This is a genomic window from Xanthobacter sp. BG11Y11_SDJG (genome assembly GCF_057364445.1).
Genome location: NZ_JBNFNU010000093.1, coordinates 1 through 12578, shown reverse-complemented (window position 1 = coordinate 12578; position 12578 = coordinate 1). Strand labels below are relative to the sequence as shown.

The window sequence follows — 12578 nt, the reverse complement described above, 5'->3', positions numbered from 1 at the left end:
CGCGCGGCGCGGCGGGTGCGGCCGGACGGCCGCCTCGATGGCGCGCCAGCGGGCGACGTCTTGTTGTGGTCCGCCAGCGTCTCCGCAAAGGCATGCCCGCCCGTGCCGTCGGCGACGAAGAACAGGTCGTTGGTCTTCGGGGGATTGGCGACGGCGAGGATGGCGTCCTTGCCGGGATTGCAGATCGGCCCCGGCGGCAGGCCGTCGATGGCGTAGGTGTTGTAGGCGGTGGCGGTGGAGATGTCGGTGCGGGTGATGGCGCGGCCCAGCGCGCCGCGCCCGCCGACGATGCCGTAGATGATGGTCGGGTCGGACTGCAGCTTCATCTTCTTGTTCAGCCGGTTGATGAACACGGCGGCGACCTTGGGGCGCTCGTCCGCCTCGCCGGTCTCCTTCTCGACGATGGAGGCGAGGGTGACGAGGTCCTGCGGCGAGCGCAGCGGCAGGCCGGGCGCGCGGCGCTCCCAGGCGAGGCGCACCACCTTCTGCTGCGCCTCCGCCATGTCCTTCAGCAGCGCCTCGCGCGACATGCCGCGGATGATGCGGTAGGTCTCCGGCAGCAGCGTCCCTTCCAGCGGTACCGCCGGCGTGCCGGTGAGCAGGTCGTTTTCCATCAGGCGGGCCACCACCTGCTGGCTGGTGAGGCCTTCCGGGATGGTGACGGAATACTGGATCACCTTGCCGGACGAGATGGTGTCGATCACGCTGGCCATGGACTGGCCCGGCTTGAAGAGATATTCGCCCGCCTGCATGTTGGCATTGGGCTTGGTCAGCTTCAGTCCGGCGATGAAGGTCAGCCAATTGTCGATGACGCCGGCCTTCTCCAGCGTGTCCGCCATGTCGCGGATGCCCGCGCCGCGCGGGATCACCACCGCTTTTCCTGGGTGAGCGGGCCGGGGCCGTTGAACTCGCGCTCGCCGTAGCGGGCGGCCAAGAGGCCGCCGACGGAGATCAGAACCAGGAAGGTGAAGATGCCGGAGCCGATGGTGGCGGCCGGGTGCCGGGCGCTCCTCGACGGCAGGTGCGATCCCTTCTGGGGCTTGGCCATCCTCGGGTCTCCCTCGATGTGGTCGGCGGCCCGTTCTCGGGCAACGCGGCCGCTTTCGCAACCGGCCGCGTGCGCTTGTTATCGTCCCATTCGGGCGCCGGTTGGGCGGCGCCGTGCGGTCCCGCGCCGCTCACGCCGCGTAGCGGCGGAACACGATGGAGGCGTTGGTGCCGCCGAATCCGAACGAGTTGGAGAGCACCGTTTCGATCTGGCGCGGCTTCGGCTTCAGCGGCACCAGGTCGATGGGGCTCTCCACCGCCGGATTGTCGAGATTGAGGGTCGCCGGGGCCACCTGGTCGCGGATGGCGAGGATGGAGAAGATCGCCTCCACCGCGCCCGCGGCTCCCAGCAGATGGCCGATGGACGACTTGGTGGACGACATGGCCACCTTGCCCGCGGCGTTGCCGAGCAGGCGCTCCACCGCGTGCAGCTCGATCTCGTCGGCCATGGTGGAGGTGCCGTGGGCGTTGATGTAGTCCACGTCGCCGGCGCTGATGCCGGCCCGCTTGAGCGCCGCCGTCATGCAGCGGAAGGCGCCGTCGCCGTCCGGGGTCGGCGCGGTGATGTGGAAGGCGTCGCCCGACAGGCCGTAGCCGATCAGCTCGGCATAGATCTTGGCGCCGCGCGCCTTGGCGTGCTCCAGTTCTTCGAGCACGACGACGCCCGAGCCTTCGCCCATGACGAAGCCGTCGCGGTCCTTGTCCCAGGGGCGGGAGGCGCGGGTGGGCTCGTCATTATAGGCGGTGGCGAGCGCCTTGCACGCGGCGAAGCCGGCAATGGAGAGCCGGTCGACCGGCGATTCGGTGCCGCCAGCCACCATCACGTCCGCATCGCCGAGGGCGATGAGGCGCCCGGCGTCGCCGATGGCGTGGGCGCCGGTGGAGCAGGCGGTGACGACGGCGTGGTTCGGCCCCTTCAGCCCGTGGGCGATGGAGACGTAGCCGCCGGCGAGATTGATGAGGCGGCCGGGAATGAAGAAGGGCGAGATGCGGCGCGGGCCGCGGTCCTTCAGCGTCAGCGAGGCCTCGGCGATGCCGTTGATGCCGCCGATGCCGGAGCCGATCAGCACGCCCGAGGCGATCTGGTCCTCATAGGAGGTCGGATGCCAGCCGGCGTCGTTGAGCGCGAGGGTGGCAGCGCACATGGCATAGACGATGAACTCGTCCACCTTGCGCTGCTCCTTCGGCTCCATCCACTGGTCGGGATTGTAGGTGCCGTCGGTGCCGTCGCCGCGCGGAATGGTCGCCGCGATCTTGGCGGCGAGGTCCGATACGTCCAGATGCTCGATCTTCTTGACGCCGGTCTCGCCGGAAAGAAGCCGCCGCCAGGTGGGCTCGACGCCGCAGCCGAGCGGCGTCACCATGCCGAGGCCGGTGACGACAACACGTCTCATCTTCAGGACTCCAGATGGCCGGTCGCCCCGGGCCGCGCCGCGGCGCGGCCGCTCCGGCCCGGTGCGACAACGGCCGCGGGCGCCCGGCGCCGCGCGACCGTCGACTGTGCGGCAGGCAGGATCAAGCCGCGTTCTTTTTCCAGGAACTTGATGGCGTCGCCCACCGTCAGGATGGTCTCGGCCGCATCGTCCGGGATCTCGCAGTTGAAGGCCTCCTCGAAGGCCATCACGAGTTCCACGGTGTCGAGGCTGTCGGCGCCGAGATCGTCGATGAAGGACGCGTTCTCCGTGACCTTCTCGGGCTCCACGCCCAGATGTTCAGCGACAATCTTCTTCACCCGCTCGGCGATGTCACTCATCGATGCAACCCTCGTTGTTCGGATATCCGGTGCCGTTCGGCGGCTGATGGAGGGCATAATGCCTTTTTTCCGCCCTGCCCAGCCCCTTCGCATCGCCGGCCCCTTGCGGGCGGACGGTGTTGGGAAACTGCGCCCGCTGAACGGACGCGGCATGGCGAAAGGCCCCGACGGCTCCCCAGCCAGAAACGGCCCGGGCCAGAAAAGGCCTGGACCAGAGCCTTGACCCCTCCCGCCGTGCCGGACCGCTTCGCGCGGCCCGATCCGGGGCGCGCGGCCCGGCTCGTTCTTGTGGTGCGGCACCCGGCTTCTGTTCCCCTCTTGAGGGATCAAGAACCGGACGCCTCGGCGCTCGTTAACACACTCGCGCCGTCTTTGCCAGCAACGCGCCGCGACCGCAGGCCGGCCCCCGGCGCTGCGGCTCAGATCATCGCCATGCCGCCGTTCACGTGCAGCGTCTGGCCGGTAACGTACTGGGCCTCGTCGGAGGCGAGATAGACGCAGGCCGCCGCGATGTCCTCCGGGGTGCCGAGCTTGGCCGCCGGCACCGCCTTGAGGATGGTCTCGCGCTGCTTGTCGTTCAGCGCGTCGGTCATGGGCGTGGCGATGAAGCCGGGGGCGACGCAGTTCACCGTCACGCCGCGCGAGGCGACTTCCTGCGCCAGCGACTTGGACATGCCGATCATGCCCGCCTTGGCGGCGGCATAATTGCCCTGGCCCGCATTGCCGGTGACGCCGACGATGGAGGTGATCGAGATGATGCGGCCCGCGCGGCGGCGCATCATGGTGCGCACCGCGGCGCGCGAGAGCCGGAAGGCGGCGGTGAGGTTCACCGCGATCACCTGGTCCCACGCCTCGTCGCTAAGGCGCATGAAGATGTTGTCGCGCGTGATGCCGGCATTGTTGACGAGGATGTCGATATGGCCGCCCAGCGCCTCCTCGGCGGCGGGAATGAGCTTCTCCACCTCCTCGGCGTCGCCGAGATTGCAGGGCAGAACGTGGACGCGGCCGGACAGCTCGGCGGCGAGCGCCTCCAGCGCCTCGCGGCGGGTGCCGGAAACGGCGACGGTTGCGCCCTGCGCATGCAGCGCCTTGGCGATCGCGCCGCCGATGCCGCCAGTGGCGCCGGTGACGAGCGCGGTCTTGCCGGTAAGATCGAACATCTAGTTCCCCAGTCCTCTGTGTCGGCCGGCGTCGAGGCCGGTGGGTGCCGTTTGCGGCAGGAAAGGTTCTGCCTCTCCCGCCGCCGCCCCGCAAGCGGCACCGGGCATTTTACGGTTCAGGCCGCCGGCGCGGTGCGGGCGGCGATGAAGGCGGCGACGTCCTCGGGCGTGCCGACGGCGCTGGCGGCGATCGTCTTGTCGATGCGCTTGACGAGGCCGCACAGGACCTTGCCCGCGCCCACCTCGACCACCGCATTGATGCCGGCGCCCGCCATGTAGATCACGCTCTCGCGCCAGCGCACGGTGCCGGTCACCTGCTCCACCAGCAGGCGCAGGATCTCGGCCGGGTCGGAGACCGGGGAGGCGCGCACATTGGCGATCAGCGGCACCCGCGGCGTCATGATGGTGGAGCCGGACAGCGCCACCTCCATGGCCTCCGCGGCCGGACCCATGAGGCGGCAATGGAAGGGGGCGGACACCGGCAGCAGCACCGCCTTCATGGCCCCCTTCTCCTTGGCGATGACCATGGCGCGCTCAACCGCCGCGCGGTCGCCGGACACCACCACCTGCCCCGGGGCGTTGTCGTTGGCGGCCTCGCAGACGCCGTCCTGGGCCGCCTCGGCGGCCACCGCCACCGCCTGCTCGTAGTCGAGCCCGAGCAGCGCCGCCATGGCGCCCTCGCCGGGGGCCACCGCATCCTGCATGGCGCGGCCGCGGATCCGCAGCAGGCGCGCCGCCTCAGTGATGGTGAGCGCGCCGGCGGCGGCGAGCGCGGAATACTCGCCCAGCGAATGGCCGGCCACGAAGGCGGCATCGCGGGCGATGTCGAGCCCGGCCTCGGTCTCCAGCGCGCGCATGGCGGCAAGCGAGACCGCGAGCAGCGCCGGCTGGGCATTGGCGGTCAGGGTCAGCGTCTCGGCCGGCCCCTCCCACATGATGCGCGTGAGGTGCTCGCCCAGCGCGGCGTCCACCTCCTCGAAGACCGCCCGTGAGGCCGGGAAGGCGTCGGCGAGGGCCTTGCCCATGCCGACGGCCTGGCTGCCCTGGCCGGGGAAGATGAAGGCGGTGTGCGAGGATGCGCGGGACCCGCTGGACATGGGTCGTCCCTCCGGAGTGAAAATTGGGGAGGGGAGAGACACCGGGATTGTGGGCGAGTCAAGGCAACGGCATTGACCGGTCTGCGGCCGCGTTCACCATATCCTCATTTCCACCGACTAGCTTGACTGCACGGCACTTGTTCAGCAGAACCGGGCCGGATCGGCGACCCGGCTCGAATCCCAGCTGTTGGAATTGGCGACGATGACCCGTTGGACCCATGGCCTGGTGAATCGTCTGGTCATCCTGTGCGACGTCGTCATGGCGGCGCTGGCGGCCATCATCGCCCATCTGCGCTGGGAATTCCTGTCCTGGAGCCAGATGTTCATCCTCTGGGTGCTCGGCGCCTTCGTCTTCATCCAGATCCTGCAGATCGGCCGCGCCTACCGGGTCGAGCACTATGTGCGCCCGCTGCGGCAGGTCGGCCACCTGGTGGTGGCCGGGGTTCCGGCCGGGGCCATCGTCGCGGTCGCCTACTACGCCATCATCCCCAATGCCGACACCAGTCTGTGGGCGCTGCTCGGCTGGGGCGGGCTGACCGCCGTATGCCTGATCTTCGGGCGCCTCATTTTGGTGCGGCTCGGCATCTCGTTGGTGCGGCGCCACGAGGTGCTGCAGCGCGACGTGGTGCTGGTGGGTGACCGTGAGCGCTGCCGCGCTCTGGTCCGCAGGTATCAGGAGGATCACGCCATTGGCGGCCTCCTCGCCTTCGTCGGCATCTTCGACGACCAGCCCGGCCGGCCGGACGAGGCCGCGCCGCCGCCGGGCCTGCCGCCGGTGATGGGCGACCTTGGCGCGCTGCTGGAATATGCCAAGGACGCGTCCATCGACATGGTGGTGATCTGCAAGTCCTGGCGCGATCCGACCGCCATCAACGCCATCGCCGAGCAGATGTACCGCATCGCCGCCGACGTGGTGGTGGAGCTCGATCCCGACGAGTTCATGCTGAACTATGCCAACCTCACCGTGCTGGCCGGCGAGCCGGCGCTCATGGTGCAGCAGCAGCCGCTGAAGGGCTCGCTCGGCCTCCTGAAGTGGGTCGAGGATTACGTGGTGGCCACCATCGGCCTGATCCTCACGGCGCCGATCCTGCTCGCCGCGGCGGTCGCCATCAAGCTCGACAGCCCCGGACCGGTGCTGTTCCGCCAGCCGCGCCTCGGCCTGAACAACAAGGTCTTCCAGTGCTATAAGCTCAGGACCATGCAGGTGGACCCGGACGACGACGGCTCCAAGGGCACCACCCGCAACGATCCGCGCATCACCAAGGTGGGCGCCTTCCTGCGCTCCACCTCGATCGACGAACTGCCGCAGCTGCTCAACGTGCTGAGGGGCGAAATGTCGGTGGTGGGGCCGCGCCCGCACGTGCCCAACATGGAAGTCACCTCCAACGTGCGCTACGAGGCGATCCGCCAGTATGTGGCGCGCTACCGGATGAAGCCGGGCATCACTGGCTGGGCGCAGATCAACGGCATGCGAGGCGGCATCCATACCCTTGAAAAGGCCGAGCGCGGCGTCGAACTCGACCTCTTCTACATCGAGAACTGGTCCATATGGTTCGACATCCGGATCATGATCCTGACCATCACCAAGGGCATGGCAGGCTCCAACGTGTTCTGAGGGCGGTGATCGCGGCCGGCGCCATGGCGCTCTCGCTCGCCGCCGCGGGCATAGGCGCCGCGCGCGCCGAGGGCCGGCCCTTCCTCGCCTATCATGCCAGCTGGTACGAGGTGCGCACGGACGATCCGGCCCAAACCACCATCGCCCGCCTGCCGCCCTACATCACCCACCTCGCTCTGTCCTTCGCCCGGCCCGACCTGACCTATAAAGGCGGCCTCGACCTCGACGGCACCGGACTGCAATATCCCTATTCCGGCACCGTGCTGAAGGGCGCCATCGCCGCCCTTAAGGCGCGCGTTCCGCAGATGAAGGTGCTGGTCTCGGTCGGCGGCTGGAACTACCCGGCCTGGGACCGGTTCGATGCCGGCGCCCTCGCCCGCCTCGTGAAGGACCTCGGCGCCGACGGCGTCGACATGGACTATGAGACCCACCATCCCGACTGCCTGCGCACCCGCGCCGGGCGCGTGGCCTGCCCCGGCGATGCGCTGTCGATCCGCGTCGTGGAGGAGATCCGCCGCGCGCTGCCGCGGCCCTATGTGGTGAGCGTCGCCGGTTGGAGCGTCGGCGCCTACGGCGAGGGCGCGTTCGCCAATGCCCGGCCGCAGGGCGGCTATGCCGGCGTCACCCTGGCGCTGCTGCGGGCGCCGGTGGCGCGGGAGATCGACCTCGTCTCCATCATGTCCTATGACGCCGGCCCCGCCTTCCGGCCGGATGAGGCGTTCCGCGCCTATCGCGTGCACTGGAAGGGACCGCTGGCGCTGGGCGTCCAGGTGCTGCCGGGCACCAGCGGCGGCCCGCGCTTCACCCTCGATTATACCGCCCGCACCCTCGCCCGCGTCATGGGCGACCCGCTGGCCGGCGCCATGCTCTATGCGCTGCGCCTGGAGCCGGAGGGCGTCACCAGCCCCGACAATCCCGACTACCGCTCGCTTTCGGTGGCAATCTGCGTCACGCTGGGCCTCGGGGACTGCACGGCGCGCATGCCGTGAACTGCCGTAGTATCTTATTGTATTATCGGCGTTTTCGGCTCATGATGATGGCTCTCTTGGGCTCGCCGGATCTTGCCGCGTCGAAGCCGGGCTCCGGGGGGCGGGCCGTCCGGCTGTCGGACCGGCGGGTTCCCCATCGCGTTCCTGCGCTCACAGCGAGTCATTCCGTGCTTCAAACCGTCCGCGCGGCTGCAGAGGCCCGCATGCCCGGAGCCTTCGCCCGGCTCTGCCCGATCTTCGACCGTCTGGCTGCCCGCCACCCGCACCACGAGGTGCACCTGCTGCCGCTGCTCGCGTCGCCCGGCGAGATCGCCTGCGATGTCGGCGCGAACCGCGGGCTGTTCACCTACTGGCTGCTGCGCAACGGCAGCCGGGTCGTGGCCTTCGAGCCCAACCCGCACATGGTGCGGGTACTGGAGCGGCGCTTCTCGCAATATGGCCGCGGCGACCGGCTCCAGATCGTGGCCGCCGCGCTCGGCGACGCGGAAGGCAGCGCCACGCTCCACATCCCGCTCGGCTTCTCGCCGCTGGCGGCGCTCGACGGCGAGCACGCCGCGCAGCAGGGGGTGACCCTGGAGCGGGTCCAGGTGGCGCTGCATCGCCTCGACGACTGCGTCGCGGGCAACGTCGCGTTCCTGAAGCTGGACGCGGAGGGCTACGAACTGAAGATCCTCGCCGGCGCCCTTGAGATGCTCGGCCGCGCGCAGCCCACCATCCTGGTGGAGGCCGAGGAGCGGCATCGCGCGGGCGCCGTCGCCTCGCTGCGCAACCTGCTGGAGCCCATGGGCTATCGCGGCTTCTTCCGGCAGGGGGCAGGGATGGCGCCGATCGCCGCCTTCGATCCGGCACGCCACCAGGCCCGCGATGCGCTCAATGCCGAAGGCACGCGGGTGCTGCCGGGGCGCATCTATGTGAACAATTTCATCTTCGCCGCGCGGCCGCAGGTGGTCGCGGGGCTCGAGGCGATGGCGGCCTGATCCCCGACACCGCCGGCTTCCGGCCGGCGCTGCGGGTCCGCCATTTCCCGCTCAGGCGCGCGAGGGGTGGCGGGCGACGATGTTGCAGAACTCGGTCGGGCGCTCGGCGAGCGCGGTCAGCGTGCCGTCGTGGCTCACCTGGTGGAAGGTATAGCCGAGCGCCTTCAGCGCGTTCCACGCCGCCGCCGGATCGCCGCCGGCCTTGAACAAGGTCGGGCAGTTCATCTCGAAGATCACGGTCGGGTGGTAGGTGGCGAGCGTATGCTGGCCGCCCGCGATCACCATGCCCTCGGCGCCTTCCACGTCGATCTTGATGCAGTCCACCCGGTCCACCCCGGCGTCGCGCACCACGGCGTCGAGCGTGGTCATCGCCACCTGCTCGCTGCCGGCGTCCGATCCGTCCGAGATGAGCGAGAACGACTGCGGATCGTCGCCCACCGGATTGTGGTGGAGCGCCGCCGTGCCCTCCTTGTCCGCCAGCGCCTTGGGCACCACGGTCACATTGGTGAAGCCGTTGAGCGCGATGTTGCCGAGCAGTTGCGCCCGCGCCGCCTCGCCGGGCTCGACCGCGATCACCTTCGCCGCCTTGGGCGCTACCTTCACCGTGAACAGGCCGATATTGGCGCCCACGTCCACGAACACGTCGCCGGCGCCGACGAAGTTCTGGATCGTGTGCAGCTCCGGCTCCATGGCGTCGCGCAGCAGGAAGGTGGACAGGGTGGTGTAGCGGAAGTCCGCCGGCACCTGCACCTTCGGCCCGCCGGGGATCAGCTCGAATGGCGCCAGCGTGCCGGTCGGCACGGCGACGGCAAGCTTCGCGGCGCGGGCGAGCACCGTGAGCGGGGCCTCCCGGAAGCCCGGCTCGTTGAACAGCTTCTGCACCCGTCTCAGCATGTGGGCCCCCGTGTCCGCTCGCGGCGTCAAGACTTCGGTGAACGGAGCGCGTAGCCCCGCGGGATCGGCATGCGCCGGTCCCTGGAATGGTCGAGATAGACGGCGATCGCCATGATCACCCCCAGCTCCCCCGGCGTGAAGACGAGGGAATACACTGAAGATGAGACGATCATGAAGAGTACGTAGTCCGACAGCGCCTCCGAGAAGGGCGTGCGGGTCCGCGCGGCCGCCCTCAGGGTGACGAAATACCCCCACCCATAGACCGCCGCGATCAGCACGGCGCCGAGGAGGCCGTATTCAAACACCACGCCGACCCAGCCGAGATCGGCAATGTAGAACTGGTTGTTGCCGAAGATGTCCGCAAGGGTGACGGCGCCGAAGCGCGTCGTCGCGCCGACGCCGAGCAGCCAGCGCCAGGCGTCGTCGCCGAGGAAGCCGGTGGCGAGCGCGAACGAGGTGTTGCGCACCGACAACGAGGAGCCGAAGGCCTCGCCCCCGTCCGCGCCGAGCTTCCAGAACAGCAGCGCCACCGCCACCGGCAGGCCCAAGAGGCCGAGCCCCAGCATCAGCCGGCGCGGCACCCGCGGCATGCTGGCGAGCGCGCCGAATCCACACACCAGGAACGCCGCGGCGATGGAGGTGCGCTGCTTGTAGATGGACAAAAGCAGGATGAACGCCACCACCAGGCCCAGCGCCGGCCAGAGGCTGGGGCTGCGCATGAACCGGCGCACCAGATAGAACATGGCGAGGAAGCCGAAGAACAGCGGCATGTAGATGCGGTAGCCGCGCTCGATCTCGTACAGCAGCAGCTTTCCCTCGGCCGGATCGCTCGTGTACCAGCGGGTCGGAATGGTGAACCACAGCACCACCATCAGCACGAAGGTGCCGAACCCCAAGGCCAGGCACGCCCCGCGCAGCCGCTCGTCCGGCGGCGCCAGCCAGTAGAGCATGGCGGACAGGCCGAAATAGAAGCTGAACGGCCAGATCTTCACCGTGGTGGTGATGGCATCGAGGAAGCCGTTGCCGAGCTGCACCATGGAGATCAGCGGCGTGAAGCCGATCGTGTAGGCGAACAGCACCAGATAGACGTGCTTGGCCGGCAAATGCATGCGCGTCACGGCATAGAGCGTGAGCGGCAGGGTGATGAGGGGCCACGCCTTGGACAGCAGATAAGGCGGCGGCAACTCGTTGAGATAATAGAAGGTCTGGGCGAACAGCGGCAGAGTGGATACCAGCACGGTCCAGCCGAACAGGCGCGGCAGCAGGTCGCGCCCGGGCGCGCCAGCGGCGCACCCACGCTGCGGCGCAGCGGCATCACCACCCGCCGGCGCGGACGATGGGTGACGACGCCGCTCACGGCGTCCCGCCGCCGGCATCCTGCCGCTTCGGCGCCATGCCGTAGGCCGCAGGATCGAGCCGCGCCTTCGCCACCATCCACAGCACCGGCAGGGAATCCACGAACACCCTTCGGGCGTGGCCCTTGGGGTTGAGCAGCAGCCGGTGCAGCCATTCCAGGCCGTTGCGGCGGTAGACGTCCGGCGCGCGCTCGACGATGCCGGTGACGAAATTGAGCGAGGAGCCGACGCACAGGCCGGTTCCCACCGCGCCGCCGCGGCCCGCCACCATGCGGGCGAGATATTCCGAGGGCGGCGCCCCCACCACGAAGAACACGTAGCGCGCCGGATGGGCGACGACGAAGTCGACGCAGGCTTCCACCTCCTCCGGGCGGTTGATGAAGCCCATGGAGGGGATGTGCAGGTTGACCGCGCCGAGCCGATACTGCTCCAGCAGGCGGCGGCGCATCTCCTCGCTGCCACCGATCACGGTGAGGGTGTCGCCGGCCGGATGCAGTGGGCGAACAGATAGGTGGTCAGATCGCTGCCGGCGGCCTGCGGAATGTCGAGGCCGAACACCAGCTTGGCGAGGCGCCGCGGCGTTGCCCCGTCGAGCAGGCGCAGCCAGGCGTGGGCATAGGCGTCGGCGAAGCGCGCATCCTTCAGTTCGCCGAGCCGCGTGAAATGGGCGGCGTTGGGCGTCACCACATAGGCGAACGGCGCGCCGGGGGGCCGCGCCGCGATCCGCTCCGCCGCCTCCTTCACGTCGAGGGCGGTGATCTCGACGCCCAGGAACGGCACCCGGCGGATGGCCGGGGCGGGCGCGTTGCCGATCTCAGTGTCCATGGGCCGACCTTTCTGGCCGCCTGGCGCGCCGCGCCGCTGAGGGTCCGGAACGCCGCCGGCCGGTCATGGGATGATGCTGCCGGAATTGGTCGAGTAGCTGCCGATGGTGTAGCTGAAGGTCCGCTGGAACGGCACCACCTTGTTGATGAACTGGTCGATCCACAGATTGACCTCGGCGATGGAGCTGCGCGGCACGTAGATGATGTCGCCGGACATCAGCGGCACGTCGTCCGGGAAGCCGGTCTGGATCAGGTCGCGCACATTGATGAGCCGCAGCATGGGCTCGTTGTTGGGTCCGCGGCGGATCAGCGCCACCTGGCCGGCGCGCGCCTCCTCGGTGAAGCCGCCGGCGAGCAGGATGCCCTGGAGCACCCCGGTACTGGTGTCGGGCAGCTTGAAGGCGCCCTGGTTGGCCACCATGCCGCCCACATAGACGCGGGCCGCGGCCGCTTCCTCCAGCGAGATGACCACCTTCTGCGGGGCCAGCTCCTTGCGCGAGGCCCGGCTGACCGCCTCCTGCGCGCCGGCCAGCGTCATGCCCTCCACCCGCATCTGGCCCACGGCGCGCGGCGCCATGGTGCCGTCGGGGGAGACGGTCAGCTCCTCGTCCATCTCGCGGGTGATGAAATACTTGATCTTCACCTTGTCCCCCGGACCCAGCCGATAGACCGGCATGGCATTGGTCCAGGGCTTGAAGCGGTCGGCATTGATCTCGGTGAAACGCAGTTCGTGCCCGGTGGTGAAGGGCGCGGTGCCGGTGTCGCTGCTGGACGTCGTGGTGCAGCCGGCGAGGGCGGCGCCGAGGACGAGGAGAAGCGCCGGCGCCAGAACCGCTCCACGCGCGTCCCGCCGCCGGTCCGCGCGCG

General features: G+C 69.4%; 13 protein-coding genes and 1 pseudogene. 3 read left to right on the top strand and 11 right to left on the bottom strand.

Annotated features, from left to right (window positions below; all coding sequences use genetic code 11):
• The 6 genes and pseudogenes from mltG to fabD form a co-directional block, all read right to left on the bottom strand.
• A partial coding sequence (mltG, locus tag AC2W7M_RS10320) for an endolytic transglycosylase MltG (protein WP_486132169.1) occupies positions 1 to 869 on the bottom strand: 869 nt, incomplete at its 3' end.
• On the bottom strand, positions 866 to 1048 hold the full coding sequence (locus AC2W7M_RS10315; RefSeq protein WP_486132167.1) for a hypothetical protein: 183 nt from the start codon (positions 1046 to 1048) through the stop codon (positions 866 to 868). The genes AC2W7M_RS10315 and mltG, both read right to left, overlap by 4 nt.
• Before the next feature lie 130 nt (positions 1049 to 1178).
• A complete protein-coding gene (gene fabF / locus AC2W7M_RS10310) occupies positions 1179 to 2441 on the bottom strand; it encodes a beta-ketoacyl-ACP synthase II (protein ID WP_486132166.1) in 1263 nt (420 codons plus the stop codon).
• A gap of 134 nt (positions 2442 to 2575) precedes the next feature.
• Positions 2576 to 2800: pseudogene (locus tag AC2W7M_RS10305) on the bottom strand (acyl carrier protein); the annotation flags it as partial.
• 419 nt (positions 2801 to 3219) lie between these two features.
• Complete coding sequence (fabG, locus tag AC2W7M_RS10300; RefSeq protein WP_486132164.1) at positions 3220 to 3960, bottom strand: 3-oxoacyl-[acyl-carrier-protein] reductase; 741 nt, start codon at positions 3958 to 3960, stop codon at positions 3220 to 3222.
• 116 nt (positions 3961 to 4076) lie between these two features.
• Positions 4077 to 5057, bottom strand: coding sequence for an ACP S-malonyltransferase (fabD, locus tag AC2W7M_RS10295; RefSeq protein ID WP_486132162.1), 981 nt, complete (start codon positions 5055 to 5057; stop codon positions 4077 to 4079).
• A gap of 202 nt (positions 5058 to 5259) precedes the next feature.
• Here fabD and AC2W7M_RS10290 point away from each other — a divergent pair, with 202 nt between their 5' ends.
• The 3 genes from AC2W7M_RS10290 (at position 5260) to AC2W7M_RS10280 (ending at position 8638) form a co-directional block, all read left to right on the top strand.
• A complete protein-coding gene (locus AC2W7M_RS10290; RefSeq protein ID WP_486132160.1) occupies positions 5260 to 6672 on the top strand; it encodes an exopolysaccharide biosynthesis polyprenyl glycosylphosphotransferase in 1413 nt (470 codons plus the stop codon).
• Positions 6673 to 6677: 5 nt separating this feature from the next.
• Positions 6678 to 7661, top strand: coding sequence for a glycosyl hydrolase family 18 protein (locus tag AC2W7M_RS10285; RefSeq protein ID WP_486132158.1), 984 nt, complete (start codon positions 6678 to 6680; stop codon positions 7659 to 7661).
• 203 nt (positions 7662 to 7864) lie between these two features.
• On the top strand, positions 7865 to 8638 hold the full coding sequence (locus tag AC2W7M_RS10280; RefSeq protein WP_486132156.1) for an FkbM family methyltransferase: 774 nt from the start codon (positions 7865 to 7867) through the stop codon (positions 8636 to 8638).
• A 51-nt stretch (positions 8639 to 8689) separates the two neighbouring features.
• Here AC2W7M_RS10280 and AC2W7M_RS10275 read toward each other — a convergent pair whose 3' ends face one another.
• The 5 genes from AC2W7M_RS10275 to AC2W7M_RS10255 all read right to left on the bottom strand — a co-directional run.
• On the bottom strand, positions 8690 to 9532 hold the full coding sequence (locus AC2W7M_RS10275; RefSeq protein ID WP_486132154.1) for an FkbM family methyltransferase: 843 nt from the start codon (positions 9530 to 9532) through the stop codon (positions 8690 to 8692).
• Positions 9533 to 9558: 26 nt separating this feature from the next.
• Complete coding sequence (locus AC2W7M_RS10270; protein ID WP_486132152.1) at positions 9559 to 10770, bottom strand: hypothetical protein; 1212 nt, start codon at positions 10768 to 10770, stop codon at positions 9559 to 9561.
• A 115-nt stretch (positions 10771 to 10885) separates the two neighbouring features.
• Positions 10886 to 11356 carry a WecB/TagA/CpsF family glycosyltransferase gene (locus AC2W7M_RS10265; RefSeq protein ID WP_486132151.1) on the bottom strand — a complete coding sequence of 157 codons (471 nt, stop codon included), beginning with the start codon at positions 11354 to 11356 and terminating at the stop codon, positions 10886 to 10888.
• Positions 11353 to 11712 (bottom strand): hypothetical protein, encoded by a 360-nt coding sequence (locus AC2W7M_RS10260; RefSeq protein ID WP_486132149.1) that lies wholly within the window; start codon positions 11710 to 11712, stop codon positions 11353 to 11355. The genes AC2W7M_RS10265 and AC2W7M_RS10260 overlap by 4 nt, the downstream gene beginning before the upstream one ends.
• 63 nt (positions 11713 to 11775) lie before the next feature.
• A partial coding sequence (locus AC2W7M_RS10255; protein ID WP_486132147.1) for a polysaccharide biosynthesis/export family protein occupies positions 11776 to 12578 on the bottom strand: 803 nt, incomplete at its 5' end.